Genomic DNA, 26,662 nt, shown 5'->3' on the forward strand with positions numbered 1-26,662 from the left:
ATCAGGTTTACAAATTCTTACTTTACCAAAATCCATCTCAAATCTCATGTCTAAATTCTCATATCTCTCTCGGGCTTATCCAAAAGTTATTATATCCTAACCCAATGGTTATATCTATCATTTCTTGCTGAAGCATCTCCAGCACGGCTAAAAAATTATATACAAAGTGCACTTTGTTCTCGCTGTTGCCGGCAATGTTCTTAAAATCCATCTTTTTGTTGATGCGCAGCAGGTTGTTGATGGCTTCCTTCTGCTTCTCGATAGTGTAAGGGTATTGCACCACGGTATGGTGTACCTCTTCGGTGCGGGTTATGTATTGGCGCATCATGCGGTTATAAACTACCATCAGCTTATATAGGTTAAGTTCGGACAATTCTTCACCAGGCACAACCACTTTTTCTACTTGCTCCAGGTCGAGTTTAATATTGCCTCGTTTCTCCTGTTTAAAACGTTCGTCTTCGTAAGGACGGATCTCTTCACAAAGCACCTTGAATTTTTTATACTCGATCAGCTTACGGATCAGCCCCTCTTTGGTGTCCATCTCGTTCTCTTCCTCGCCGGTGTTGTATCGCGGCAGCAACATTTTGGCTTTGATGCGCATCAGGGTGGCGGCAACAAAAATAAATTCGCTTGCCAGTTCCATGTTAAGCACCGTCATCTGGTGAATGTAATGCAGGAAATCGTTGGTAATTTTGGCGATGGGGATATCGTGGATATCAAGCTCGTCGCGCTCGATAAAAAACAGCAAAAGATCAAAAGGGCCTTCAAACTGCGATAACTTTATGGAGAACCCATCTTCGGTCATGTGTCAAAAATACAGCTATTTATAATTATCTCAATTATAAATTTTAAATTCAAAACATAAATCACCTTTAATATATTCCGATTATTAGTAATTAAATAGCTTACTTTGTAAGTTATTATAGAGTGAATATCATACATGCAGGTACCCGCCGGTGAATTTTTAAAACGCATCAACTATCCATCTGATTTAAAGGAGTTTAAAGAGGACGAACTGGAACAGGTGTGTAACGAGCTGCGCCAATATATTATTGATGTAGTATCGGTAAATGGTGGCCATTTTGCCGCCAGCCTTGGTACTGTAGAGCTTACCGTAGCCCTACAGTACGTACTAAACACCCCTTACGACCAACTGGTTTGGGATGTTGGGCATCAAGCCTACGGCCACAAGATCCTGACAGGCCGCCGTGAAAATTTCCACACCAACCGTGTTTACAAAGGCATAAGCGGTTTCCCAAAACGCAGCGAGAGCATTTTTGACACCTTTGGCGTTGGCCACTCATCTACTTCGATATCCGCAGCACTGGGTATGGCAGTTGCTTCGCAATACAAAGGCGAAACCGACCGCCAGCACGTTGCCGTTATTGGCGACGGTGCCATGACAGCCGGCCTTGCTTTTGAAGCGCTTAACCACGCGGGGATCGAAAACTCTAATATCCTGGTGATATTAAACGACAACAACATGTCGATTGACCCGAATGTGGGCGCGCTTAAAGAATACCTTACCGATATTACCACATCAAAACCATATAATCGTTTCCGTGATGATATAGCCACCGTGCTTACCAAAATTTCATCGATGGGCCCGGATGCTTTCAAGATAGCCAAGAAGATAGAGAAAAGCATAAAAGGCACGTTGCTTAAACGCAGCAACTTTTTCGAGGCGCTCAAATTCCGCTATTTTGGCCCGGTTGATGGTCACGATGTAAAACACTTGGTAAAGTTGCTGCAGGACCTGCGCGACATCCCCGGCCCTAAGCTATTGCATTGCGTTACTGTAAAAGGTAAAGGCTACGCACTGGCCGAAAAGGACCAGACCAAGTGGCACGCCCCCGGTTTATTCGACAAGATAACCGGCGAAATAAAAAAGACAAAATACGATAAGCCACAGCCGCCTAAGTATCAGGACGTGTTTGGCCATACGATAATTGAATTGGCCGAGGCTAACCCTAAAATTATGGGTATTACCCCGGCCATGCCATCAGGCTGTTCGTTAAACCTGATGATGAAGGCAATGCCTAACCGCGCCTTTGACGTAGGTATTGCCGAGCAGCACGCTGTTACATTTAGTGCCGGTTTGGCTACACAGGGGCTTGTGCCTTTTTGTAACATCTATTCCAGCTTTATGCAACGCGCATATGACCAGGTGATACATGATGTTGCCCTGCAAAAATTAAACGTAGTATTTTGCCTTGACCGCGCCGGTTTTGCCGGTGCCGATGGTGGCACGCACCATGGTGCCTACGATATTGCCTTTATGCGCTGCATCCCTAACATGACGGTATCTGCCCCGATGAACGAGGAAGAGCTGCGTAACCTGATGTACACCGCACAATTGGAAAACATGGGTCCGTTCGTGATCCGTTACCCCCGTGGCAATGGAGTGATGGTAGACTGGCAACGCCCGTTAAAAGCTATCCCCGTTGGCAAGGGCCGTATGATATGCGATGGTGAAGAGGTTGCCATACTTAGTTTTGGCGCTATAGGTAACGAAGCCGTTAAAGCAACTGCCACACTGAACGCGGAAGGATATTACCCTGCCCATTACGACTTACGTTTTGTGAAACCTTTAGACGAGGCGCTATTGCACCAGGTGTTCAAAAAATACAACCACATAGTAACCGTTGAAGATGGTTGCGTTGAAGGTGGTATGGGTACCGCCATATTAGAATTTATGGCCGATAACAATTACCATGTACAAGTAACCCGTTTAGGCATCCCCGACCTTGTTATTGAGCACGGCGAACAACCCGAACTTTGGGCAGAATGTGGCTACGATGCCGCAGGCATTGCCGACAAGGTTAAAAAACACGCTATTAAAAGGGATAACACGCATATTATAGCGTCGTAAAACATGGCGATACTTGTGAAAAGACAGACAATCGTTTTACTTTGTATCATTTGTGTTTTTTCTGTCACCGGATGTATTTTGGGAGATCGCGTTTCACACCAATTAGTGTAACGAATACAACTTCTGATACATTAGATATTTTACTAAAAGAAAACTTCAAGTTTCGTTCAGAAAAAGAAAAGGTTTCGACTACCTCGGATGGTTTCAACATTTACAAACTTGCACCTCATGAAGTTTTTTTTATTGGAAGCGTAATTAATGGGCTTGACAACAAAATCCCTTTCTCTCAAATAAAAGTTGTTTGCAAAGGTGATACAATAATTGATAATCAGGGTAACGCAAATATCTTATTTGATAAAAACCTATTTGGCAGTTTAGAAATACCCTATAATATTTCAATTAAAAAGAATTGAGCTTTTAACTTAATTAAAAAGCCGCTTGATAACTCAAGCGGCTTTTTATAGTTTGATAACCAATTACCTTGCTGGTGCAGCAGGCGGAGGGGTTGGTAATGCTTTACGCGGGATCATGTCTTTACGTTCTGATGTGTTGTACACAAATGATGCTACGATGGTAGCCGCTTGTTTCAAATCATCTTCGCTCAGGCGATCATAAGTATCCTGGTTGCTGTGGTGGGTACGGGTGTTGTAATCCATACCATCCTGTATAAACTGGAAGCCCGGCAAACCAACCGCATCAAACGATTGGTGATCTGTACCACCTGTGTTGCTTACAGTTACTGTAGTAGCACCGAGATCCTTAAACGGCGCTAACCATTCTTTAAATATTGGCCCTGCCGCGCTATCGCCCTGCAAGTAAATACCACGAATTTTTCCGGTACCATTATCCAGGTTGTAGTAAGCATCCAATTTAGCATGCTCTGGTTTTAAGGTCATTGTTTTAACATCGCCAAAATGCGCGGCTACGTAACCACGAGAGCCAAACAAACCTTGTTCTTCGCTGCTCCAAAGCCCAATACGGATAGTGCGTTTCGGTTTAAAGCCAATAGCTTTTAAGATCCTCATAGCCTCCATCATCACCGCGCTGCCGGCAGCATTATCGGTTGCACCGGTTGCACCATGCCATGAATCTAAGTGGCCGCCTATCATTATCACCTGGTCTTTAAGTTTTTTATCCGTACCCGGTATTTCGGCAACTACGTTGTAGCCTTGCATATCGGCAGTAAAAAATTCTGTTTTGATGTCGGCTTCCATGGTTACCTTTTGACCAGCTTTAACCAAACGCAAAATGCGCAGGTAATCTTCGCCGCTGGTTTCTAACTCAGGGGCAACAGCTTTAGCGGTATCAGCGTACGAAGCGCCGTTGGTTGTAAAAGTAGTACCATAATTACCACGGCCTTGCGCTAATATCAATCCTACTTTTTCGTCAAGCAAAAATTTAGAGATAGCCCCACGCATGGCTATCATTTTACGGCGGGCAAGCATTTGCGGGCTGTTTGGATCAAACTGGCGGCGCGGGCCACCTGCAGGTGCCATCGTAGCGGTAGCCATTTTGTCAAGCTCTTCGTCGGTGTAACGGGAAAGATCCGCTTTAGTACCCGGCGTTAATTTTGCCTGGCTATCAAAAATTACAATTTTACCGGCAAGCTTGCCTTTGTATTTATCAAGATCGGTAGTGGTATCAGCTTTCACCAAAACAACGTCACCTTTAATAGGGCCGTTTGTACCCGGTGTCCATGCTTTAGGAATTGCAATAATTGCGTGGTAATAAGGAACCGTAATAGCGGCATAGTTTTTTTGAACCTCCCAACCTTTACCAAATTTGCCCCATGGCTCTAATTTAGAGTTTACCATACCCCAGGTTTTTAGCTGGTTAACAGCCCAATCCTGCGCACGTTTCAAACCTGGTGAACCAGCCAAACGCGGGCCCGAAACATCGGTTAAATAGAAAGCGGTTTCCATTACCTTTGAATGGTTCATGCCTTCTTCACGAATTTTTTGGGTTGCGGCCTGGTCAACAGTCTCCTGCGCAAATGCAGTTCCTGCTAAACCTGTAATAGCCATACAAGTGTAGAGTAATTTTAATTTCATATAAGAGTCAGTTAGTTTTAGCAAACTTATCTATTTGGCCTGTAATTTTTTACGGATAGATTTAACAAAGTTGTTACAAGCAATAATTAGTTTTGACTTGAATTGTCGAGAGATTTAATCATGCTGCGATGAGCCATACCGTGGTAGCCACGTGAAACGAGAAAACAAGGCTCAAATTTGATACCGAAAACCCAGGAATTTTACGCTTAAATTCTTTATAAAACAAGTGTGAATACTTGACCAGTCTTATTAATTGATCAGCAGTTTATATCCCCTGCCATGCACGTTGATAATTTCTACCGTAGGGTCATCTTTAAGATACTTGCGGATCTTGCTTAGGAAAACATCCATACTGCGACCGTTAAAATAGTTATCATCATGCCAGATGTTCAGCAGGGCTTCTTCACGGGTAAGCACTTCATTCTTTTTTATACACAGCAAACGCAGCAGTTCGGCTTCTTTGGTTGATAGCTTTTGCAGTACGTTATCGCGGGTGATGATCTGCGAAGTATAGTCAAAATTGTAGCTGCCAAGTTTAAACTGCGATGGGTTCTCATTACCTTTTTTTTCGTGGATATCGGTACGTTTCAGCAGGGCATTTATACGAAGCAATAATTCTTCGATACGGAAGGGCTTGGTAATATAATCATCCCCGCCCAGGTTAAAGGCCATTGTTTTATCCTCTATCATGGCCTTCGCCGTAGCGAAGATGATGGGCACGTGAGCGTTTATCTTACGGATCTCCTTCCCCAACGTAAACCCATCTTTTTTGGGCATCATCACATCAAGTATCAGCAGATCGAAATTTTGCTTGGTGAAAGCGCGCAGGCCTTCTTCACCATCTTTACATAACACCACATCAAACTTACCTTTTAAGGCAAGATAATCCTGCAATAGCAAGCCAAGGTTCGGGTCGTCTTCAACAAGTAATATTTTTTTCATGATAGGTGGTTATGCAACAGGAAATTTCAATTCAAACTCCGACCCTTTTTCTCTTTCAGATCTAACACCGATGGTTCCATCCAGGCGTTTTACAATGGTATTTACGTAGCTTAGGCCCAGGCCAAAGCCTTTAACATCGTGCAGGTTGCCGGTTGGTATGCGGTAAAACTGTTCAAATATCTTGGCCTGCTGGTCGCGGTTCATGCCAATGCCTTTATCTGCAACGCGTATCAACACATGCCCGTTCCTATTTAACGTGCTGATGGCAATATCAGGTGCGTCGTTGCTATATTTAATAGCGTTATCTATCAAATTGAACATTACGTTGCTAAAATGTAGCTCGTCGGCGATAATAACGGAGCGCTCGGCCTCAAGGTTAAGTTCGATATTGGCATTGCACTTTTGGATCTTTAGCGCCATGCTGTCAAGCACAATGGTTATCATTTCGTTTACGTCAAGCGGTTTTTTATCCAGCTTAAAGTCGTTTCGTTCTATGCGGGCAATATTTAGTACACGCTCTATGTGACTACCAAGTCGTACGTTCTCTTCATAAATCACATTGGCCAGGCGGGCAACTCGCGTTTTATCCTGGGCTATTTCGTTATCCTTTAAAGCCTCGCTGGCTATCATAATGGTTGATACCGGGGTTTTAAACTCGTGCGTCATGTTGTTGATGAAATCTATTTTCATCTCCGCGATCTTCTTTTGGCGCAGTATAGAGAAAATGGTATAGCCAAAGCAAAATATCAATACAAAGATCAAGCCCCCTGTAGTGCCCATGGCAGCCGTCATGTTACCTAATATAAAGGAGTTTTTTTGCGGGAAAGAAATTTTGATCTTACCAGGGTCATTTATAAGCTCATTGCTAAAAATAGCTTTTTCGAAAGTATTGGCAGCAATAAACTCGGGCTTAATGCCTTTAGTATCCATGGCGCTGCTAAAAATGAGCGAATCACTATTGGCGGTACTTACCTCATAGCTAAAAGGCAGGGAGATGCCACGGTTATGCAGCTCGAACCGCAGTAGCGAATCTATCCAGAAATTATTTAATCGTTTATCCAGCGGTTCATCACTTTTGCGGTATTCTTCGGCAAGGTTTTCAATTACATTAGGCTTTTTAGAGTTAGGCGTAGTGTTTTCTAACGAATCTGTCTCCAGCATGTGTTTTACTTGCTTAAACTGCCGCTCTTTTTGCAAGCGCTCCTGCTCGCGCAGCCACTCGGGGTTAAGGTTTGGCACCGATATTATCTGCGGGCCAAATTGCGGGTCTACATAAGTGTATTTAAGCGTATCGTATTTATGCAACTTCTGCTTAAAAGGCCGTGGGGCACTTTTTACTATCTCGGGGATAAAGCGGCCATGCACTTCGCCAAACTCATCAGTATATTGTTCTATCCGAATGCGAAGGTTTAGCGTGCCCTGCTGTATCAGCCCGGCAATATCATCATCCATCTTTTTGTGAAGGATCATCCGTTTCAGGCTATCTCGCAGCATCGCCAGCTTGCGCTCGCGCTTGGTTTGCTTTTTCTTTAGCACCAGCACATCCCCAATAATGCTTTTACTGCCGTTGATGCTTATTTCGCTTTTTGTGTTGAGCACGCCGGTGCGCCTTAGTGTTATAATTTGTTTGGCGGGGGTTGTTTTGGCGTTCAGGAAGTTTAGGGCATCCTGCTTGGTAACTTTTGATACCACGTTGTTTAAAGCCTCGTTAACCGAGCGGTTAAAAAGCTCGGACTGCATCTGGTACGATTGGCGCAAAAAATACAATTGCATTACTACCACCCCTAAGAGTGCTGTCCCCATTAAACCAATGATAAGCCCTATGCTTCTTCTTTTCATGCAATCACAAAAATATTTTAAATTAAGTGAGAACGATTGCTTTTAACAATTTTTAACACATTAGCTTTCAAGTTTTAATCTGTTGATTTGTAACAGTTTCCTAAATTTGCGAGTCTTAACTTAAATCACCACAAAAAATGAAAAAGTTATTTAAACCCGGATTTGAATTTATATTTTCGGTTGCACTGATAGCCATACTTGGTTTGCCACCTTTAGTTTTGGCACAATCTCAAAAAAACATCGAGATCCAAATTGTTAATGGCGATACCACCGTTAACGGCAAAAACATAAAAAAACTAACCACCGCCGAGCGCAAAGACGCGCTCGACGCCATGAGTGGCCTGCCGCCAACGCCCGTAACCCAGGGCAATTCCGGTCGCGCAAATACTAAGGTGGTTATCAGGAAGCGGATAACCGGTGGTGGTAAAGATGATATTGTAATTGAAAGAAGCATAACCGGCGACGAACCACGCATAGCTGATTTTGACAGCAGCCATAAGGATTTAAAGATACGCCTGAGGAAGTTAAAGGGTGCCGATAGCGTGCAGGCCTTTACCTATTGTTTTAATAAGGACTTGCCGCAGATGGGCACAAGAACGTTTAGTTTTGATATGCCTAAACATAAACAGGCATTTGAATTTACCAGCCGCAACTCGCAGAATTTCAATTATAGTAATACCGATAATGACGGCATCAGCACTAACATTAGTTTCCGGGTGTCAGATCCGTCTAAAGAAAAGTTAAAACGCATTACGGGTGTAGATAAGGCCGAGCTTTCTATTAACGACCTTAATATCGCACCAGAGTTTTCTACAGGTAAAACCAGCCAGTCGTTTAACCTGCCGGCCAAAATTGCTGCCGAAGTGAAATTTACCGATACAGAAGGCAAAGTTTTATGGGCCGATAAAACCACCACAGGCAGCTTCAGCAAAAAAATAAACTTACCATTAAACGGCGTTTATTATTTACAAGTGAAACAAGCCACTAATGTTGCACTAAAGAAGATAGTTAAAGAGTAGTTGCAGTTATTGGTTGAGCAGTTTGCACTATTTAAACTAAAAAACGATTCCACAACAAAAAGCCCTTCTAAATATTTAGAAGGGCTTTTATATTTTATATCAGCCTGCCTACTGCAAACTAATAACTGCGAATTGTATTAAAACGGTAGATCGTCATCATCCGGTGCCGAGCTGATATCAGCAGGGGCTGCATATTCCGGGGTTGAAGCCGCGCCGGCCGCGCTTAAAGCATTAACTTTCCAAAGCTGTAACGAGTTAAAGTATGTTTTTTTACCTGTCTTATCAGTCCATGGGCGGCCTTTCAGGTTAAAAAACACCTCTACATCGTCGCCAACCTTCACATTGTCTAATAAATTGCAACGATCCTGGATAGCTTCAAACTTCAAATACTCGGGGTATTGTGGGTTCTCGACGTACTCAAGTATCAATTCTCTCTTTTTTAATGATTCGGTAACCTGCTGGGTTGCCGACACTTCATATACCTTACCTTTAACTTCCATAAATCAGAAAATAATTTAAAATGTAAAGTTAATAGTATGAAATTAAATAGCGGCGTATTTAATTCATAAATTCGCAAAATAATTATGCAAGTTTTCCACACTGAGAGTAAGATCATTATTACCTGTAACAAAAGGCTGTCGCCTTATTTGCAGCAAGAGGTTGAAGCGTTAGGCTTTAAACCAACACGCGTTTGGCAAACCGGCGTTGAGCTGGTTGGTACCGTAACAGATACCATTGCGCTAAACCTTAACCTGCGTTGCGCGAGCCAGGTTTTATACCTGTTGAAAAGCTTTAACGCTGCCGACCCAAAACAACTGTATGACGAACTTGTGCAGATTGAATGGGAAGAATACATAGATTTTTCAGGCTTCTTTTCGGTAACCTCTAACGTTAATAACGAGCACATTCTTACCCCGTTATTTGCCAATGTAAAGGTAAAAGATGCCATTGTTGACAGGATAAAAGATAAAAAAGGCATCCGCCCAAACTCCGGTGCCGATAATAATAAAACCGTTGTAAGCCTTTACTGGCAGGACGACAAGGCCGATATTTACCTGGATACATCAGGCGAAACTTTGGCAAAACACAGCTACCGTAAAATACCGGGCAAAGCCCCAATGCTGGAAGCTTTGGCTACATCAACCATTATGGCAACCAATTGGGACAGGAACAGCACGTTCATTAATCCCATGTGTGGATCGGGCACTCTGGCTATCGAGGCGGCTTTATTGGCTACTGATAAGCATCCCGGCCTATTCCGCATGAACTATGGTTTTATGCACCTGATGGGTTATGATGAGCAGGAGTTTTTTGTAGAGCGCCGTAAATTAAAAGATAAAGCCAAAAAGGCGGTCGACTTTAAGATAATCGCCACCGATATATCTGAGGATGCCATAGATATCGCCCGTAAGAACGCAAATACCGCCGGTGTAGAACATTTAATAGAATTTTACGTTTGTGATTTTGAGGATACTGAAGTACCTGAAGGTGGCGGTGTTATTATGTTTAACCCCGAGTATGGCGAACGTTTAGGGGTACACAGCAAACTGGAAATAACGTATAAACGCATGGGCGATTTCTTAAAAAAGAAAGCCCTTGGCTACCGCGGTTACGTTTTTACCGGCAACCCCGATCTTGCTAAAAAGATTGGTTTAAAGGCTGCACGCCGTATAGAATTTTATAATGGAAAATTAGACTGCCGCTTATTTGAATATGAGCTTTACGAAGGCAGCAAACGCGAACCAAAAGAAACAGAATGAAAAAACTGATCATATTAGCACTTGTATTAACATCTTTTTACGCTCACGCGCAAGAAGACCTGGCCTTCCCTTTCCAGGGCGGCGCCCCTATCATGAACAAATTTTTTAAGGATAGCCTAATAGTTGGCCCGGAGATAATTGCAAAGAAGGCAGCCGGCGTAGCAGTTATAAAATTTACTGCGGATGTAAATGGCAATATTCAAAAGATGGTTATTTATTATGCTGATGATTACCTGCTAACCCTGCCGGTAATTGCGGCGTTAAAAAAATCTACCAAAAAGTGGATCATCCCAAACAAGGAGAAATTTCACGATTTTATTATCCCGTTTTCTATTAACTTTAATAACCCGGCAACCGCCGCCGCCGAGATGCAAAAAGCCGCGTTCGATTTTTATAAGAACCGCCGCCCAATTGTAGCTAACGACCAAATACCGCTTAACTCGGCAACTTTACTCCCTACAGTTGTAGTTAAGTACGATATACAATAGTCATACTATCTTTAAAAGAACAAAAAAAGCAGCTTATGCCCGCTTTTTTTGTTTGCTTCTGCTTTTGGCACCGCTATTTACCTGTATGCCGATAAAAAAACTTTTAAAATTATTTTTTGAAATCCGTTGCCACACCAATTTCGTTTATTAAGATGATATCCTAATTAAACAAAATGAGTAAAATGCTGAACTTTAAGGTAAAAGCAGTTGCGACAAACATTCGCAACAAACGCGAAGAGTTGAACTACACACAAGAATATTTAGCGGCAAAATTAAACATCTCTCAAAACGCTTACAGTAAAATAGAGCTGGGTTATACCAAGATCACTGTTGAGCGCCTATTTCAGGTAGCTGAGATATTAGATACCGACCTGATGGAACTGATAAGTACGTCGGAAGCAGAAGCCGCCTGAATCGCCAAAAAACACTAAAACTAATTTAGTATCCTGTTATATTTGCACACCCAATCTGCAGATATGAACCACCCCGCCATTATTCAAAAAACAATAAACTTCGTTCAGGATACCTTAAAAGATGCCGAAGGCGGGCACGATTGGTGGCACATACAACGTGTTTATACCAACGCTAAACTTATAGCCCTGACAGAAGATTGCGACCTCCTTACTGTTGAACTTGCCGCGCTGCTACATGATATTGCCGACAGCAAATTCCACAATGGCGATGAAGAGATCGGCCCCGCAACTGCCGGTAAATTCTTAAACAGTATTGATGTTGATGCCGCTATTGTTGAGCATGTGCAGCAGATTATCAGGCACATGTCGTTCAAGGCAAGCTTTAATAAAACTACTTTCCACTCAAAAGAACTTGCCGTTGTACAAGATGCCGACAGGCTGGATGCTATAGGTGCTATTGGCATTGCCCGCGCTTTTAGTTACGGCGGTTTTAAGGACAGGGAGATCTACAACCCCAATATCAAACCAAACCTTAACATGAGTAAGGAGGAATACAAAAACACAAAAGCCCCTACCATTAACCACTTTTACGAAAAATTACTTTTACTAAAAGATAAAATGAACACCGAAACGGGCAAACAAATGGCCCTGCAGCGCCATAATTTTATGGGAAGCTTTTTGGAGCAATTTTATAGCGAAGTACAATAAACCAAAATCCCTTTAACGCTTCATCAACATGAAAAAACCTTTACTTTTTTTAACCATACTTGTAATTGCAGCAAAATTGTCTGCCGCGCAGGATACCACCAAAAACCAACGCTTTAACTTGCATTTTCAGCAAACGGTTATTATGCAGTACAAACCGCAGTTTTCGGCATCCTATACGGGCCAAAATAGTTTAAGCCCGTTTGGCGAAACGCAAACATCATTAACCAGTACCCTTTTTGGCGGCGCGCGTTTATGGAAAGGTGCAGAGGCTTATTTAAATCCTGAATTAAGTGGCGGATCCGGCCTGAGCAAAACGCTGGGTATTGCAGGTTTCCCAAATGGAGAAACTTTTAGGGTTGGCGCGGCTGAACCTAAGATTTACCTGGCCCGCCTTTACCTAAGCCAGTATTTTAACTTCGGCGATGAGAAGGAATACATAGAAGATGACGTAAACCAACTGGCCGGCATGCGCAGTAAGCGTTACCTGAAAATCACTGCCGGTAAATTTGGCATGGCAGATTTTTTTGACGGTAATGAGTTTAGCCACGATGCCCGTTCGCAATTCATGAACTGGAGTTTAATGGATAACGCCGCCTGGGATTATCCTGCAAACACCCGTGGCTATGTAATTGGTGCCGTTGCAGACCTGGGCCAGCCCAACTGGAACTTGCGCTTCGGTTTCACCATGACTACTACCACCGCCAACGGAGCGACCTGGGATGAGCATTTGAGCCACGCCAATACGCAAACTTTAGAATACGAAAGGCGCTATACCTTAAACGGGCATAAAGGCACGTTAAGGTTATTAGGCTTCCGTAATAATGGGATGATGGGCGTTTACCGCGATGCCATTAACCAAAACCCTGCCGCGCCGGATGTTGACGCTACACAGGCCTACGGCCGCCACAAATACGGTTTCGCTGTTAATGCCGATCAGTACCTGAGCGATGATTTCGGCGTGTTTGCAAAAGCCAGCTACAACGATGGCAAAACCGAAACATGGGCCTTTACCGAAATTGACCGCTCGATAAGCCTTGGCGCTGTGCTAAAAGGCAACAGGTGGAGCCGTAAGGATGATGAGCTCGGCCTGGCCTTTGTAGGTAACGGCATCTCAAAAGATCACCAGGCTTATTTGGCTGCAGGCGGTTACGGCTTTATTATTGGCGATGGGCAGTTGAACTACTCGCCCGAGTTGATAGCAGAGGTTTACTACAAGATAAACGCTTATCAGCATAAATTATGGATCTCTCCCGATTATCAGTTTGTTGCCAACCCGGCTTATAATAAAGATCGCGGACCGGTAAACGTGCTATCTGTAAGGGCGCATGTGCAATTTTAACATCTGCAAAAAGTAAAAGTTCAACATCATTAAACCCGGGCGGTTTAAAACCGTCATATTGCGACATGAAAAATATTATAGCCGTTATAGCATTCTTTGTCATAAGTACAAGTGCGTTTGCACAAAACAACATCACCAAAGCTAAGATCTCTTTCGAGTTAAAGAACCTGGGGATTAAAACCGGTGGTATAATTGGCGGCGTGCAGGGCAACATCGCTTTCGACCCTACTAAGTTAGCGACCAGCAAAATTGAAGCTATTGCCGATGTTAACACCATTAACACAGACAATGATATGCGCGATGAGCACCTTAAACGCGACAATTACTTTGACGTAGCCAAATATCCAAAAATGAGTCTGTCATCTGTATGGTTTAAGACAGCAAGCGGCAGCAATTTTACAGGTTTGTTCAACCTCACTATTAAGGGCGTGACAAAAGCGGTTGAGGTACCATTTACTTATGCCACATCATCTACCGGCAACTTGTTTAAAGGCAGCTTTAAAATAAACCGTAAAGATTTTAAGATCGGCGGCAACAGCATGACCATGAGCGACGATGTTACCGTTAATTTTGAGGCCGAAGCTTCAAAATAATAACGATATAATAACATTGCAAAGCGCGGTTTTGTAGTAACTTTATACTATGAAATTGCGCGTTCTCATTTTAATTAACGCTGCCGCCGTTGCCATCACCTTATCGGCAGTAAACTACTACTTTCAGCATAAATGGTACGATGTTATGGTAACCTTCCTGGTTACTTTTATCACCAGCTACATTGTTTTTTACTACCTGATAGAAAAATATATCTATTCAAAAATTAAGCTGATCTACAAGCTGATCCATAACCTTAAACTTGGCCGCGACCTGCGCGATGCTCTTGGCGAACACGTGAGCGCCGACCCTATAAATGATGTTGAGCAAGAAGTAAAAGAGTGGGCCAGGCTAAAAAAGAGCGAAATAGACGACCTTAAAAAGCAGGAAAAATTCCGCAGGGATTTCCTTTCAAATATCTCGCACGAGTTTAAAACACCGCTTTTTGCAATACAGGGGTATATTGAGGCATTGCAGGACGACGAACTGGAAGATAAAGAGTTAGCTAAACAATTCCTGGCCAAGGCATCAAAAAATGTTGACAGGTTAAGCTACCTCATCAATGATCTGGATGAGATCTCGAAGCTGGAATCGGGTGAGATCCCTATCAATTATAGCAAATTCAAAATTAACGACCTGATCAAAGAAGTATTCGAATCGTTGGAACTGAAGAGCAAGCAGCACAATATTAAATTAACGTTTAAACAAAAATACGACGACGGCATATTTGTGAATGCCGACCGCGAAAAAATACGCCAGGTTTTAGTTAACCTGATAGATAATTCTTTTAAATATGGTAAAGAAGGTGGCAACACAGCGGTAAGTACTTTTACCCTGCACGAGCAGGTATTGGTAGAGGTTACCGATGATGGTATAGGCATTGAAGAAAAGTTCTTACCACGCTTATTTGAACGTTTTTACCGTACAGATACCAGTCGTTCCAGGCAAATTGGGGGCTCGGGACTGGGCCTTGCCATTGTTAAACACATTATGGAAGCGCACCAGCAAACCATTAACGTACGCAGTACCGAGGGCATGGGGTCTACATTTGGCTTCACCCTTCAAATTGCCAAACAGATCCTGCCTTTCCCGAATATACCAGTGTTAAAAAGTTAACATTAACTTAACATTGCAACCGTACCTTTATCAAAATTTTACGAAACAAGATGTCACTTAACAGTATATTCCAGTATTTTGTACCAAAGGATAAAAAAACATTCTTCCCGCTTTTTGAGCAAGCTGCAAGCAATGTTGTAAGCATGGCAACCATTTTGGTTGAAGCCGTTAACTCGGTTAACCCTGCAACCCGCGAAGAACTTTTCAGGCAGATAGACAAGCTTGAGAATAAAGGCGACGAACTTACTCACCAGATATATCTTGAACTTGGTAAAAACTTTATCACCCCGTTTGATCGTGAGGACATCCACTCTTTAGCAACCGCTATTGATGACATTGCCGATTATATCCATGGCGCTGCCAACCGCATGCTGCTTTACAAAATAGACGATTTTAACGAGCACATCCGCAAGTTATCTGAACTGATCCTGCAAGCAGGCACCGATCTTGAAAAAGCAGTGCGCGAGCTTAAGGACTTACGTAACGTACGTGCTATTGCAGATTCATGTATCCGTATAAACAGCGTTGAAAACCAAGCCGATTACGTATTTGACCGTGCCGTTGCCGATCTTTTCCTTTACGAAACAGATGCTATACGCCTTATTAAATACAAAGAGATCTTAGCCGCGCTTGAAACCGCTACAGATATGTGCGAAGACGCTGCTAACGTAATGGAATCTATACTAATTAAAAACGCCTAAGCTAATTTTATATCATTTTAAATGGTTACTACCCTACTTGTTGCTGTAATTGCCCTGGCGCTTATTTTTGATTACACCAATGGTTTTCATGACGCGGCCAACTCTATAGCTACCGTAGTATCTACTAAGGTGCTAACGCCTTTCCAGGCCGTGTTGCTTGCAGCGATATTTAACTTTGCCGCTTACTTTTTTATAAAAGACCACAAAGTAGCCAATACGGTTGCCAAAACGGTGAACGAAAACTTTATTACCCTGCACGTGGTACTTGCCGGCCTTATTGCAGCCATTACCTGGAACCTTACCACCTGGTGGTTTGGCATCCCATCCAGCTCATCGCATACGCTTATTGGCGGTTTTGCAGGCGCGGGTATTACCAATGCCCTGTTTATGGGCAAGCACGCGTTTGATGCTATCAACTCGCATTACATTTTAACCATTGTGGCCTACATTGTACTGGCCCCGTTTATTGGTTTATTCATTGCATATTTTATCACCATCCTAATATTACACATCTGTAAAAAGGCTAAGCCTGTTGTTGCAGAGCGTTGGTTTAAGAGGCTTCAATTAGTATCGGCAGCGGCATTAAGCTTTGCACATGGTACTAATGACGCGCAAAAGGTAATGGGTATTTTATATGTGAGTTTGGTTGCTGCCAAAGTTATTGGCAGTGGCGCACCAATGCCCGAGTGGATCCCGCTGGCTTGTTACACGGCCATATCGTTAGGCACCATGTCTGGCGGTTGGAAGATCGTTAAAACAATGGGCTCTAAAATAACCAAGATAACGCCTTTAGAGGGTGTAGCTGCAGAAACTGCAGGTGCGGTAACCTTGTTCATTACGGAGCATTTTGCTATCCCCGTATCTACAACACACACCATTACCGGTTCAATCATTGGGGTGGGTTTAACAAAGCGTGTTTCGGCTGTGCGCTGGGGCGTTACCGTAAACCTTGTTTGGGCATGGATAATCACCATCCCTATTTCGGCGCTTATTGCGGGCCTTATGTTCATGTTGGTTAGGCATATATAATTGCTGCATTACTGGCAGTAAATTTGCTTACCTTTTCGCATGAAAAAAACGCTTATCCTTATCCCGCTCCTGTTCACTTTATTTTCCAGTTGCGATACGCTTAACCAGGTTGCACAAACCACAGTAAGCCAGCTTGGCAACCCAACTAATCTCGAAATTAACAACGGCCTTAAACAAGCCCTGGAAATAGGCACCGGCAAAAGCTCGGACCAGTTATCTGCCGCTAATGGTTTTTTTGGTAACGCTGCCATAAAAATACTTTTCCCGCCCGAGGCACAAAAGGTGGAGAAAACCCTGCGCAGTATTGGGCTGGGCAAATTAGCAGATAATGTTATCCTATCCCTTAACCGAGCCGCAGAAGATGCCGCCGGCAAAGCAAAGCCAATATTTGTTAACGCCATTAAGCAAATGACCCTAACTGATGTAACCAATATCCTTTTAGGAAACAAGGATGCCGCTACCCAATATTTTAAACGTACTACCACCATGGCACTTGCCGCCGGCTTTAAACCGGTTATTGAAACCAGCTTAAACAAAGTAGGCGCTACAAAATATTATACTGATGCTGCAAATGCTTACAACAAAGTACCGTTTGTAAGCAAAGTGAATCCGGACATCAGCGATTACGTTACCCAACGCGCTATTGAAGGCCTGTTTGTAAAAATTGCACAGGAAGAACTAAACATCCGCCAAAACCTTGGTGCACGTACTACACCATTACTCCAAAAGGTATTTGGTTACTACGATAAAAATAAAAAGTAATAGAATATCTTGATAAAGAAAACGGCGATAGGTTTAACACCTGTCGCCGTTTTTGTTTCCATTTATTAACGCGTCATTGCAGAATAGTGCTTAAGAGATTGCTTCCCACATCGTACTAACGGGATTTTTCAGAGTGGACTTTCTACTTATGAAACACCACCTTAACCCGCACATCCTCGGCTTTGCCGGATGCATTACCTATCCAGGCAGGACCGTTTTGAATCAGGCTGATAGCTTTTGCATCAGCGGTTGTGCTTAGGCTTTTGTTTACCGTGATGGCAGTAACTGTACCATTAGGATTTATGGTGGCTTTTAATTCTACTGCGCCCTCTTTCCCATCCAGATTAACGGCACCTTGCTGCAAGTATTTTTTATAGTTATCCCAACCGGCTAAAGGGCGGGCCTTAGCATTTTTATCATAATTATTATTCGCGATGACAACCTCATTTAACGCGGAGCTATTTTTAAATTGATCTGTGGCGCTATCTCTGCCTCTGAAGCTTTTGGTGCCGATTGAAGTATTATTTGCCAAAAGGCCGGCATCTTTTTTAGCGTTAGGGCTGGTGTAGCCATAAGCGTTGCCTTCTGTTGCAGAGGCGGGTTTAGCGGAAGTCCTGCCGGCGGCATCAGGCAAAGGCAAAGCGTCTTTTTTATCTATAACCGCGCCCGCCATTAAATTTGGCGGCAGCCCGGCGCTTGCCAGTGCCGATGGATTATTATCTGCGGCTTTGCCCGGCCGTGTGGTCATGCTTGCCCCTTCGGCCTTACTCGTAAGTACGGTTGGTGCTGTAGCAGTTTTATTGATAGCGAAAAATCCGCCACCCAAAAGTGTGTCTTGTTTTTTACCAGCAACAATATCCGAGCCTACCATTTCTTCTAACGGGCTTATAGTTGGCACTTCCTTTAATATATCTTGTTGTACAGGGGCGGTCCCATTCATAGTAACCGTGGTTTTGGCATTCTTATCCGCGAAAACTTTTTTATTAATGTTTGGCGATATATTATTGGATGCTATAGTTTGTTTTTGCCGAGAGGTTATCACCTGCTCTGCCTGCTTATCTATAATAACAGGCGCTGTATCTGTAGGGGTAGCTTTTGCCGGTTGGTTCATGGCTATCTGTGGTATCTGCTTATCGCTACTGTCATTGTTGTAAAGCAGCCCTATCACCACGGCAAAACCTATTACACCGGCAGCAATTGCTGTAACCATCCAAGGTGTCATGCGCATCACTTTGGTTGCTGTACGGGCTTCTAATCGTTGCTGTAGGCCCGTGATATTATTACGTTGATCTGCCTTTATCGCGCCGTACCCTTCCAGCGCTTCCATTAAAAACGGATCGTCCTGTGCGCGGCGTTCCAGTTTATGCATGGCGCGGGCATCAAGCTCCCCGTTAAGGTACTTCTGTATTTGCTGTATGTCGGCCTGTTTATTCTTCACTGTTCTTTTCAAGGCAAATTTTAAGATTGCGCTTTCCGTTTTGTATGTAGCTTTTTACCTCGTTCATGGTAAATCCTGTTTCATCGGCTACTTCTTTATAACACTTCTCGTCAAGGTAAAATAACTTAACGCTTTGTTGTTGTGCCGGCGTTAGTTTACCCAAACATCGCTCCAAAGCTTGCATGGCCTCTTCACGGTTATCAGTATCAGGATGCAAAACCGGGGTAAATTCCATAAACTCATCTAAAGCTACGGTCTCTATTTTTTTACCGCTGCGTAATTGCATCAGGCAATGGTTGCGGCTAAGCACATATAACCACGCCCTAAATTGCTTTATTTCGTGCTGATGTACCTTTTGTGCCAGTTCCTCAAAAATGGCCATCACAGCATCTTGCGCCTGTTCTTCGTCTTTTAAATATTTTAAACCCACACCATAAATCAGCGGCATATAACGCTCATACAGGCGGCCCAAAACTTTTAAGTCGCGGCTGTCCCGGTAGCTTTGCAATAGCCTATCGTCTGCGGTATCTTCTGGTTTAACTGGTCTGGTAAAAAACTTCATTCAAGAGGGGTGCAAAAATAATTTTTTTTAGCCATTTATGGAAATCTTAAATATCCTGCATCCTACCCATAAAACATAAAAAATATGAAAAAGCTATTATTACTGATGATGCTGTTTGCCGCCTTTACCGGTTTTGAAAGCGCTGCAGCCAACCGTATTATTACCGGAACAGTTACCGCTGCCGGCGACAAACTACCCTTGCCCGGCGTAAGCATACTGCTAAAAGGGAGCAGTATCGGCACACAGACTAATACGGCGGGGCAGTATTCGCTAAGCGTACCCGAGGGTAAGGTGACTTTGTCATTTGCGTTCATAGGATTTGAAAAGCAGGAAATCGCCGTTGGCAGTAAAAGCCAGGTAGACGTAGTACTAAAGGGATCCTCAAACTCGCTTAACGAAGTTGTAGTAATGGGCTATGGCGTTCAAAAGCGAAAAGATGTATCTGGCAGTGTTGCCCAAATTATGGCGCAAGAATCTCCCGGCTCCGCCGTTGGCGTTAAATTAAGGGGTAATAAATCTTTTGATAAAAAATCTTACGGCTACATGGCTCCGGCCCCAATAGAAAACGACGAAAGCTACAAAGGCACAATCGAAAATACTTTTACCAATGCTTCATCAACCCCGCTGTCTACTTTCTCTGTTGATGTGGATGCCGCGTCGTACAGTAACGTCAGGCGATTTATAAACAACGGCCAACTGCCGCCATCCGATGCGGTACGCGTTGAAGAAATGATAAACTATTTTAACTACAATACGGCGGGCCCTACAGATGGTGGCCCGGTTGCTATCCATACCGAAATTTCATCGGCACCGTGGAACACCAAACACCGCTTGTTGCGCATCGGCTTAAAGGCCAAAACCATAGCCAACAATAATTTACCTGCATCTAATCTGGTTTTCCTGATAGATGTTTCCGGGTCGATGAACAGCGAGAACAAACTGCCGTTGGTACAATCGTCATTAAAAATGCTGGCAGACCAATTGCGCCCGCAAGATAAAGTTGCTTTGGTTGTTTACGCAGGTGCGGCAGGTGTGGTACTGCCATCAACCAGCGGCGATAAAAAAGAAACCATCAAAAATGCCATTGATAATTTAAGTGCGGGCGGCTCTACCGCGGGTGGCGCGGGCATAAAGCTTGCCTATAAAATAGCTGCCGAAAACCTGATGAAGAAAGGTAACAACCGCATCATCTTAGCTACCGACGGCGATTTTAACGTTGGTGCATCAAGCGACGATGATATGGAAAAACTGATCGAAAAAGAACGCGAAAGCGGTATCTTTCTTTCTGTATTAGGTTACGGGATGGGTAATTATAAAGACAGCAAAATGGAAACCCTTGCAGATAAAGGCAATGGTAATTATGCTTACATAGATAACATTACCGAGGCCCGCAAAACCCTGGTGAGCGAGTTTGGCGGCACGTTATTTACCGTTGCCAAAGATGTGAAGCTGCAGATAGAGTTTAACCCTGCCAAAGTACAAGCCTATCGCCTGCTGGGTTACGAGAACCGCCTGTTAAACAAAGAGGATTTTAACGACGATAAAAAAGACGCGGGCGATATGGGAAGCGGCCACACCGTTACCGCGTTTTACGAGATAGTACCTGCCGGAATAAAAGACGACTACATGGTAAGTGTAGACCCTTTAAAATACCAAAAGGTAAAAGAAAGTAAAGTTGACCTGAACCCATCGGCAGAGATGATGACTATTAAGTTCCGTTACAAAGAACCGGTATCATCGGTAAGTAAATTGAGCAAGGCCGTAGTTTACGATAAGCCGATTGAATTTGCCGCCACTACTGCCGATTTCAAATTTGCATCTGCCGTGGCTGAGATTGGCATGTTGCTTCGCGAATCTAAATTTAAACAAAAAGCAAGCTTTGATCACGCTATTGCCGCAGCCCGCGCCGGCAAAGGCGACGACCACGAAGGTTACCGCGCCGAGTTTATCCGCCTCGCAGAAAGCGCAAAACTGCTGAGTAAATCATCTGCTTTGGCTAAAGTTGAGGAGGAATAGGTAAGTATGCCAGTCTGAACTTGTCGAACTATTAATCCTTCGACAAGTTCAGACTGACAAAACTAATCAGGCTAATTACTTTGCAGGATCTTGCCCAAATGTTTTGCTCAGTATGTCATACAATTCCGGGTGCTTGGTTTGGAATTGCTCCGGTTTCTCAAAAAAGTATTCAGATACCACCGCGAAAAATTCCGCCTCGTTAGTGGTAGCATACACATCGATATCTGAACGCCCCTCCTCTATCTTATGAATCTCCTGGTGCATCATCCGTACCCAGGGCTCCACATATTCGTGTAGCATGAAACCTTCGGGGATTCCATCCGTAGCACCGTCAGATTTATCCAACAAATGCACAAACTCGTGGATGCCGGTATTCTCCTTCCCGTTGTTTTTAGAAAAGCCCTTAATAAGCGCGCTGCGCGATAATATCATTTGCCCGTTCATGTAACCGCTGCCCACCATACCCATGATGTTTCGGCCCTCGCTCCCGTTACCTTCAAACTGAAACTCCTTATCGAAAGTGTCCGGATACAAAAGCACGTTAGTAACGTTACGGTACGTCCAATCTTTAAAAGCAAAAATGGGGATCACCGCGCTGGATGCTATCATAATGCGGTCGGTATCTGTTATCTCTAAGCCTACACCTTCGATGCGTACGGCATCAAGAAACTGCTCTATCCTGTCCTCAAAGTAAAGCTTATCTGTGTCTGATAGTTTATTGTAGTAATCGATATGCTGCGTTAACAATTGCTTCTGCGCGTCGGTCAGAATGGTTTGGGTGAGTTTACCGTTTCGTTTGCGCCCTTGAAATAGCGAGTAACAGATAACAACGACGATAATGATGGAGAAATATATCATGGCGGTATGTGAGGAGGCAAGTTAACAAAAAAGAATATGTCAATTGCGAGCGATAGCATGGCAATCTCTTCGCTTACAGATCGAACGCGACGGGATTGCCACGTGGCTACGCTTCTCGCAATGACATATTTATAAAATAATCCTAAAACGAAAAGCGATGGGTAAACCCATCGCTTTTTTTGATTTTTAAAAATTTGATCCCGATAGCTATCGGGACCGAAATTGATCTATATCATCATCCTTACCGGCTCTTCCAGTAATGATTTTAAGGTTTGCAGGAATGCGGCAGCTGTTGCGCCATCCACCACGCGGTGATCGGCACTTAGCGTAACCTTCATTACGTTACCCGGTACTACAGCACCATTTTTAACAACAGGCACCTGTGCTATGCCGCTAACGGCTAAAATACAGGCGTTTGGTGTGTTAATAATTGCGGTAAACTCGTCCACACCAAACATACCAAGGTTTGATATGGTGAAAGTTGAGCCTTCCATTTCGGCAGGTTGTAATTTTTTAGATTTCGCTTTACCAGCGTACTCCTTAACCTCTTGCGAGATATGGCTTAACGATTTACCATCGGCAAATTTGATAACCGGTACCAGCAAACCTTCGTCTACCGCTACGGCTACACCAATGTGTACATGCTCGTTAGTACGGATAGTATCACCCAGGAACGATGAGTTGATGGCCGGGTGTTGTTTTAAGGAAACAGCACAAGCTTTTAATACAAAATCGTTAAAGGAGATCTTAACCGGGGCAACCTCGTTCATTTTGTTACGGGCAGCAATTGCCTGGTCCATATCTATCGACATGGTAACATAGAAGTGAGGGGCAGTGAACAAGCTTTCAGACAATCTGCGGCTAATAGCTTTACGCATTTGCGTAACGTTTCTTTCCGTAAATTTCTCTTCGCCTGTGTAAGTTGGCAATACAACCGGTGCTTTTGCGGCAGATGCAGCGGTTTCCTGTGGTTTAGCGGTCTCTGCAGGTTTTGCTGATGGTGTAAAGCTTTCTATATCTTTTTTGATGATGCGGCCGTTTTCTGCGCTGCCTTTAACATCATTTAAATTAATGCCTTTGTCTTTAGCAATTTTACGTGCTAAAGGTGATGCTTTAACACGGCTGTCATCCTCGGTAGATCCGGTTGACGTAGCAGTTGGGGCAGCGTCAGGCTGTGCAGCCGGCGCTTTCTCTTCGGTAGCTTCTTCAGCAGGTGCTGCTTCAACGGTACCATCGCCACCATCAGCGTTATCTAATAATGGTTGTATGTCGGTACCCTCTTTACCAACAATAGCAATAATGCCGTTAACCTGTGCGGCTTCGCCTTCTTTAACACCAATGTATAATAAGGTACCGGCTTCGTAACCCACAACCTCCATGGTAGCTTTGTCGGTCGCCACATCAGCTAATGAATCATCCGCTTTTACTTTATCACCAACTTTAAAGTTCCATTTTTCAATGGTACCCTCAGTCATGGTATCGCTTAGCAAAGGCATACGTATTACCGTAGCCGGGATGCTTGAGGTATCAACCTTTGGTTTTGCAGATGCAGATTTCTCGGCAGTTGCAGCAACCGGTTTTTTATCTTCGGCTACCGCTGGTTTTTCCTCGGCCGCCGGTTTTTCTTCTTTTTTCTCTTCAGTTTTTGCAGGAGCAGAACCGCCGCCATCTAATAACGCTTTGTAATCTTCACCCTCATTACCTAAAACGGCAATAATAGTGTCAACCGGCACAGCATTACCTTCTTCAACACCTACATAAAGTAAAGTGCCGTCCTGGTACGATTCAAAATCCATAGTGGCTTTATCGGTTTCTATCTCGGCCAAAACATCGCCCGATTTTACCTTATCGCCAACTTTTTTATGCCATTTCGCCAATACCCCTTCGGTCATGGTATCGCTCATTTTGGGCATTTTAACTACTTCAGCCATATACTGTGATGAATATTGTTAATTTTTAAATATAAATATTAGTCGCGGATGTACGGGTAGTCCTGTTGTACATAAACATCAGTATAAAGCTCTGATGCTTCCGGGTAAGGAGAATCTTCAGAGAACTGAACTGCCTCATCTACCTGTGCTTTAATTTTCGCGTCTATTTCTTCGAACCATTTGTCATCAGCATAGCCATTTTTTTGAATAGCTAATTTTACTGTTTCAATAGGGTCTTTTGATTTATAGCTTTCCAACTCCTCTTTAGTACGGTATTTCTGCGGATCGCTCATCGAGTGGCCCTTGAAACGGTAAGTACGCATTTCCAAAAAGGTTGGGCCTTCGCCGCGGCGTGCACGTTGTACAGCCTCGTCCATGGCGTTGTGCACCGCAACCGGGTCCATACCATCAACCGGTGATGACGGGATGCCGTAAGGCAAGCCTAATTTATAAATATCTGTTTGTATAGTAGTACGCTCTACAGATGTACCCATTGCGTAACCGTTGTTCTCACAAACAAAAATTACAGGTAGTTTCCATAGCGCGGCCATGTTAAAGGTTTCGGTTAATGCACCCTGGCGCACGGCACCATCACCCATATAGGTAATGTTTACGTTATCGGTGCCCTTAAATTTTTCGGCAAAGGCTACACCTGCACCCATTGGTACCTGGCCGCCTACAATACCGTGCCCGCCATAGAAATGGTTTTCCTTGTCGAACATGTGCATCGAGCCGCCTTTACCTTTAGAGCATCCGGTTGCTTTACCATACATCTCGGCCATAATAGCGTTAGGGTGTGTACCTTTAGCTAAAGCGTGTGCGTGGTCGCGGTAAGCAGTTATTAAACTGTCTTCGTGGCGTATAACAGACATAGCGCCTGCTAACACAGCTTCCTGCCCAATATAAAGGTGGCAAAATCCGCGTATTTTTTGCTGACCGTATAACTGACCGGTTTTTTCTTCAAACTTACGCATCAGGAGCATAGACTCATACCACATCAGGTAGGTGTCTTTAGTTATTTCGATTGAACTCATTTATTAAATAAAGTTTCTATGTAGAAGTGCAAATCTAATTATATCCTGCAAATAACCGAAACTGCAACGAATTTGTTAGCATCATTTGATTAAATTTTTGCCGGGCCGTTATAATGCACGCATAGTAATTTTGAAAAATGCGAAATAACATTTGGATATGGTGTAAAATGTACGCTTTGTAAGAAGGCGAAAAGTTGCTTTATCGCAATTATCTTCTTGTAAAAAATCTTTGTTTCAACATTAATTGCAAGTAGGTTTTGGGTCGAAAAACGGTAATTAGGAGCCTATTTAATTCTTGCTTAATGTTATTGCTTAACTACTAATTCAAAATTATAGAGGCAACTTTTAATTAAGTAAGCCATACAACACTAATTGAAAATTAATTTCACCGGGTGAAATTCCAGCCGAAGAATTTTACTTTATCGACATTATTATTAACAACGGTTAAAAATATTATCTGAATCGTTATGAAAAAAAATCTCCTATTTAATTTGGTAGTTTAAAAATATTGGATAGTTTTGTATTCAACAATAGACACAGCGTCCAATTTAATATACATTTGCTGCCCTAATTCAGCAATTAAAGAGATTAAATGAAGAAAATTACAATTGCTATTGCACTATTTATGAGCGTTTTAGCCGCTCAGGCTCAAACAAAAACTGTTCCAACTCCAGTTGCAGAAAATGCCGAACAAGAGAGTTTAGCAAAAGATTACCTTTCTCAAATTATGGGTGTTGCTGTTTCGGCCACCTCAAACATGAAACTTTTTAACTTTGTGTACAATTGGATAGGTACTCCATACCGTTTTGGTGGTTCATCAAAAAAAGGTATCGATTGCTCAGCATTCACAAAACAACTATACAGCGATGTATTTAACTTACCAATCCGTCGTAGCTCACGCGATATTTTTAGTATGGTTAGCCCGGTTGGTAAAGATGATCTTAAAGAAGGTGACCTTGTTTTCTTCAAAATACATAGCCGCAGCATTTCGCACATCGGCATTTACCTTGGTAACAATAGGTTTGCACATGCATCATCGCGTGGTGTAGCCATTAGCAATTTAGATGAAGCGTACTATAGCCGTTATTTTTACAAAGGCGGCCGTTTATTAGAATCATTTAAAAGTGAACTATCGCCATCGTCTACCGATGACAAGCCAGCTAACTAAGCAAACCTAAATTAAATATCCCTGA

25 protein-coding genes are annotated in these 26,662 nt (G+C 43.2%); 15 read left to right on the forward strand and 10 right to left on the reverse strand.

Going from position 1 to position 26,662, the window contains the following annotated elements; genetic code table 11:
• Positions 1-58: 58 nt before the first annotated feature.
• Entirely contained in the window at positions 59-805 is a 747-nt protein-coding gene (locus ACVW0P_RS02295) for a segregation and condensation protein A (protein ID WP_457130643.1), read from the reverse strand.
• 135 nt (positions 806-940) lie between these two features.
• Between ACVW0P_RS02295 and dxs the strand changes: the two genes are divergently transcribed.
• Positions 941-2,872, forward strand: coding sequence for a 1-deoxy-D-xylulose-5-phosphate synthase (dxs, locus tag ACVW0P_RS02300; protein WP_457130644.1), 1,932 nt, complete (start codon positions 941-943; stop codon positions 2,870-2,872).
• Between the two features lie 71 nt (positions 2,873-2,943).
• Positions 2,944-3,285 (forward strand): hypothetical protein, encoded by a 342-nt coding sequence (locus tag ACVW0P_RS02305; protein ID WP_457130645.1) that lies wholly within the window; start codon positions 2,944-2,946, stop codon positions 3,283-3,285.
• A 63-nt stretch (positions 3,286-3,348) separates the two neighbouring features.
• Here the strand turns inward: ACVW0P_RS02305 and ACVW0P_RS02310 are convergent, their stop codons facing one another.
• The 3 genes from ACVW0P_RS02310 to ACVW0P_RS02320 form a co-directional block, all read right to left on the reverse strand.
• Positions 3,349-4,923 (reverse strand): M28 family metallopeptidase, encoded by a 1,575-nt coding sequence (locus ACVW0P_RS02310; RefSeq protein ID WP_457130646.1) that lies wholly within the window; start codon positions 4,921-4,923, stop codon positions 3,349-3,351.
• Positions 4,924-5,172: 249 nt separating this feature from the next.
• The gene (locus tag ACVW0P_RS02315) at positions 5,173-5,865 is read right to left on the reverse strand and encodes a response regulator transcription factor (protein ID WP_457130647.1); all 693 of its coding nucleotides are present in this window, start codon (positions 5,863-5,865) and stop codon (positions 5,173-5,175) included.
• 9 nt (positions 5,866-5,874) lie between these two features.
• A complete protein-coding gene (locus ACVW0P_RS02320) occupies positions 5,875-7,704 on the reverse strand; it encodes a sensor histidine kinase (protein WP_457130648.1) in 1,830 nt (609 codons plus the stop codon).
• A gap of 137 nt (positions 7,705-7,841) precedes the next feature.
• On the opposite strand from ACVW0P_RS02320, the gene ACVW0P_RS02325 reads away from it, so the two are divergent.
• The gene (locus ACVW0P_RS02325) at positions 7,842-8,723 is read left to right on the forward strand and encodes a T9SS type A sorting domain-containing protein (RefSeq protein ID WP_457130649.1); all 882 of its coding nucleotides are present in this window, start codon (positions 7,842-7,844) and stop codon (positions 8,721-8,723) included.
• A 137-nt stretch (positions 8,724-8,860) separates the two neighbouring features.
• Here ACVW0P_RS02325 and ACVW0P_RS02330 read toward each other — a convergent pair whose 3' ends face one another.
• Positions 8,861-9,223, reverse strand: coding sequence for a DUF3127 domain-containing protein (locus tag ACVW0P_RS02330; protein ID WP_354427685.1), 363 nt, complete (start codon positions 9,221-9,223; stop codon positions 8,861-8,863).
• 84 nt (positions 9,224-9,307) lie between these two features.
• Here ACVW0P_RS02330 and ACVW0P_RS02335 point away from each other — a divergent pair, with 84 nt between their 5' ends.
• From ACVW0P_RS02335 to ACVW0P_RS02380, 10 genes are all read left to right on the forward strand, one after another.
• Positions 9,308-10,483: a THUMP domain-containing class I SAM-dependent RNA methyltransferase gene (locus tag ACVW0P_RS02335; RefSeq protein ID WP_457130650.1), complete on the forward strand. Its 1,176-nt coding sequence runs from the start codon at positions 9,308-9,310 to the stop codon at positions 10,481-10,483.
• The gene (locus ACVW0P_RS02340) at positions 10,480-10,971 is read left to right on the forward strand and encodes a hypothetical protein (RefSeq protein WP_457130651.1); all 492 of its coding nucleotides are present in this window, start codon (positions 10,480-10,482) and stop codon (positions 10,969-10,971) included. Before ACVW0P_RS02335 ends, ACVW0P_RS02340 begins: the two co-directional genes overlap by 4 nt.
• Positions 10,972-11,144: 173 nt before the next feature.
• Positions 11,145-11,384: a helix-turn-helix domain-containing protein gene (locus ACVW0P_RS02345; RefSeq protein ID WP_457130652.1), complete on the forward strand. Its 240-nt coding sequence runs from the start codon at positions 11,145-11,147 to the stop codon at positions 11,382-11,384.
• A gap of 63 nt (positions 11,385-11,447) precedes the next feature.
• Positions 11,448-12,092 (forward strand): HD domain-containing protein, encoded by a 645-nt coding sequence (locus ACVW0P_RS02350; protein ID WP_457130653.1) that lies wholly within the window; start codon positions 11,448-11,450, stop codon positions 12,090-12,092.
• A 28-nt stretch (positions 12,093-12,120) separates the two neighbouring features.
• On the forward strand, positions 12,121-13,431 hold the full coding sequence (locus ACVW0P_RS02355) for a carbohydrate porin (protein WP_457130654.1): 1,311 nt from the start codon (positions 12,121-12,123) through the stop codon (positions 13,429-13,431).
• A 65-nt stretch (positions 13,432-13,496) separates the two neighbouring features.
• Complete coding sequence (locus tag ACVW0P_RS02360; protein ID WP_457130655.1) at positions 13,497-14,024, forward strand: YceI family protein; 528 nt, start codon at positions 13,497-13,499, stop codon at positions 14,022-14,024.
• A 49-nt stretch (positions 14,025-14,073) separates the two neighbouring features.
• Positions 14,074-15,138 carry a sensor histidine kinase gene (locus ACVW0P_RS02365; RefSeq protein ID WP_354427649.1) on the forward strand — a complete coding sequence of 355 codons (1,065 nt, stop codon included), beginning with the start codon at positions 14,074-14,076 and terminating at the stop codon, positions 15,136-15,138.
• A gap of 50 nt (positions 15,139-15,188) precedes the next feature.
• Entirely contained in the window at positions 15,189-15,839 is a 651-nt protein-coding gene (locus ACVW0P_RS02370; protein WP_354427648.1) for a DUF47 domain-containing protein, read from the forward strand.
• Between the two features lie 21 nt (positions 15,840-15,860).
• Positions 15,861-16,868, forward strand: coding sequence for an inorganic phosphate transporter (locus ACVW0P_RS02375; RefSeq protein WP_354427646.1), 1,008 nt, complete (start codon positions 15,861-15,863; stop codon positions 16,866-16,868).
• A 39-nt stretch (positions 16,869-16,907) separates the two neighbouring features.
• Positions 16,908-17,630: a DUF4197 domain-containing protein gene (locus ACVW0P_RS02380; RefSeq protein ID WP_457130656.1), complete on the forward strand. Its 723-nt coding sequence runs from the start codon at positions 16,908-16,910 to the stop codon at positions 17,628-17,630.
• A 142-nt stretch (positions 17,631-17,772) separates the two neighbouring features.
• Here the strand turns inward: ACVW0P_RS02380 and ACVW0P_RS02385 are convergent, their stop codons facing one another.
• Entirely contained in the window at positions 17,773-19,080 is a 1,308-nt protein-coding gene (locus ACVW0P_RS02385) for an anti-sigma factor family protein (RefSeq protein ID WP_457130657.1), read from the reverse strand.
• Positions 19,058-19,630: an RNA polymerase sigma factor gene (locus tag ACVW0P_RS02390; RefSeq protein ID WP_457130658.1), complete on the reverse strand. Its 573-nt coding sequence runs from the start codon at positions 19,628-19,630 to the stop codon at positions 19,058-19,060. The genes ACVW0P_RS02385 and ACVW0P_RS02390 overlap by 23 nt, the downstream gene beginning before the upstream one ends.
• Positions 19,631-19,714: 84 nt before the next feature.
• On the opposite strand from ACVW0P_RS02390, the gene ACVW0P_RS02395 reads away from it, so the two are divergent.
• Positions 19,715-21,646, forward strand: a complete 1,932-nt coding sequence (locus ACVW0P_RS02395; RefSeq protein ID WP_457130659.1) for a YfbK domain-containing protein — start codon at positions 19,715-19,717, stop codon at positions 21,644-21,646.
• 75 nt (positions 21,647-21,721) lie between these two features.
• Here ACVW0P_RS02395 and ACVW0P_RS02400 read toward each other — a convergent pair whose 3' ends face one another.
• The 3 genes from ACVW0P_RS02400 to pdhA form a co-directional block, all read right to left on the reverse strand.
• On the reverse strand, positions 21,722-22,504 hold the full coding sequence (locus ACVW0P_RS02400) for a M90 family metallopeptidase (RefSeq protein WP_457130660.1): 783 nt from the start codon (positions 22,502-22,504) through the stop codon (positions 21,722-21,724).
• A 227-nt stretch (positions 22,505-22,731) separates the two neighbouring features.
• The gene (locus tag ACVW0P_RS02405; protein ID WP_457130661.1) at positions 22,732-24,435 is read right to left on the reverse strand and encodes a 2-oxo acid dehydrogenase subunit E2; all 1,704 of its coding nucleotides are present in this window, start codon (positions 24,433-24,435) and stop codon (positions 22,732-22,734) included.
• Between the two features lie 38 nt (positions 24,436-24,473).
• Complete coding sequence (gene pdhA / locus ACVW0P_RS02410) at positions 24,474-25,469, reverse strand: pyruvate dehydrogenase (acetyl-transferring) E1 component subunit alpha (protein ID WP_354427633.1); 996 nt, start codon at positions 25,467-25,469, stop codon at positions 24,474-24,476.
• Positions 25,470-26,061: 592 nt separating this feature from the next.
• Between pdhA and ACVW0P_RS02415 the strand changes: the two genes are divergently transcribed.
• Positions 26,062-26,637, forward strand: coding sequence for a C40 family peptidase (locus ACVW0P_RS02415; protein ID WP_457130662.1), 576 nt, complete (start codon positions 26,062-26,064; stop codon positions 26,635-26,637).
• Positions 26,638-26,662 lie beyond the last annotated feature (25 nt).

The organism is Mucilaginibacter sp. UYNi724 (assembly GCF_054057495.1).

Bases quoted from the DNA above. Each gene is read 5' to 3' on its own strand.
- ACVW0P_RS02380 (WP_457130656.1), top strand. From the start codon at position 16,908: ATGAAAAAAACGCTTATCCTTATCCCGCTCCTGTTCACTTTATTTTCC.
- dxs (WP_457130644.1), top strand. From the start codon at position 941: ATGCAGGTACCCGCCGGTGAATTTTTAAAACGCATCAACTATCCATCT.
- ACVW0P_RS02345 (WP_457130652.1), top strand. From the start codon at position 11,145: ATGAGTAAAATGCTGAACTTTAAGGTAAAAGCAGTTGCGACAAACATT.
- ACVW0P_RS02365 (WP_354427649.1), top strand. From the start codon at position 14,074: ATGAAATTGCGCGTTCTCATTTTAATTAACGCTGCCGCCGTTGCCATC.
- ACVW0P_RS02310 (WP_457130646.1), bottom strand. From the start codon at position 4,923: ATGAAATTAAAATTACTCTACACTTGTATGGCTATTACAGGTTTAGCA.
- ACVW0P_RS02405 (WP_457130661.1), bottom strand. From the start codon at position 24,435: ATGGCTGAAGTAGTTAAAATGCCCAAAATGAGCGATACCATGACCGAA.
- ACVW0P_RS02325 (WP_457130649.1), top strand. From the start codon at position 7,842: ATGAAAAAGTTATTTAAACCCGGATTTGAATTTATATTTTCGGTTGCA.
- ACVW0P_RS02355 (WP_457130654.1), top strand. From the start codon at position 12,121: ATGAAAAAACCTTTACTTTTTTTAACCATACTTGTAATTGCAGCAAAA.
- ACVW0P_RS02340 (WP_457130651.1), top strand. From the start codon at position 10,480: ATGAAAAAACTGATCATATTAGCACTTGTATTAACATCTTTTTACGCT.
- ACVW0P_RS02305 (WP_457130645.1), top strand. From the start codon at position 2,944: ATGTATTTTGGGAGATCGCGTTTCACACCAATTAGTGTAACGAATACA.
- ACVW0P_RS02295 (WP_457130643.1), bottom strand. From the start codon at position 805: ATGACCGAAGATGGGTTCTCCATAAAGTTATCGCAGTTTGAAGGCCCT.
- ACVW0P_RS02335 (WP_457130650.1), top strand. From the start codon at position 9,308: ATGCAAGTTTTCCACACTGAGAGTAAGATCATTATTACCTGTAACAAA.
- ACVW0P_RS02390 (WP_457130658.1), bottom strand. From the start codon at position 19,630: ATGAAGTTTTTTACCAGACCAGTTAAACCAGAAGATACCGCAGACGAT.
- ACVW0P_RS02395 (WP_457130659.1), top strand. From the start codon at position 19,715: ATGAAAAAGCTATTATTACTGATGATGCTGTTTGCCGCCTTTACCGGT.
- ACVW0P_RS02320 (WP_457130648.1), bottom strand. From the start codon at position 7,704: ATGAAAAGAAGAAGCATAGGGCTTATCATTGGTTTAATGGGGACAGCA.
- ACVW0P_RS02330 (WP_354427685.1), bottom strand. From the start codon at position 9,223: ATGGAAGTTAAAGGTAAGGTATATGAAGTGTCGGCAACCCAGCAGGTT.
- ACVW0P_RS02315 (WP_457130647.1), bottom strand. From the start codon at position 5,865: ATGAAAAAAATATTACTTGTTGAAGACGACCCGAACCTTGGCTTGCTA.
- ACVW0P_RS02375 (WP_354427646.1), top strand. From the start codon at position 15,861: ATGGTTACTACCCTACTTGTTGCTGTAATTGCCCTGGCGCTTATTTTT.
- ACVW0P_RS02350 (WP_457130653.1), top strand. From the start codon at position 11,448: ATGAACCACCCCGCCATTATTCAAAAAACAATAAACTTCGTTCAGGAT.
- ACVW0P_RS02415 (WP_457130662.1), top strand. From the start codon at position 26,062: ATGAAGAAAATTACAATTGCTATTGCACTATTTATGAGCGTTTTAGCC.
- ACVW0P_RS02360 (WP_457130655.1), top strand. From the start codon at position 13,497: ATGAAAAATATTATAGCCGTTATAGCATTCTTTGTCATAAGTACAAGT.
- pdhA (WP_354427633.1), bottom strand. From the start codon at position 25,469: ATGAGTTCAATCGAAATAACTAAAGACACCTACCTGATGTGGTATGAG.
- ACVW0P_RS02400 (WP_457130660.1), bottom strand. From the start codon at position 22,504: ATGATATATTTCTCCATCATTATCGTCGTTGTTATCTGTTACTCGCTA.
- ACVW0P_RS02370 (WP_354427648.1), top strand. From the start codon at position 15,189: ATGTCACTTAACAGTATATTCCAGTATTTTGTACCAAAGGATAAAAAA.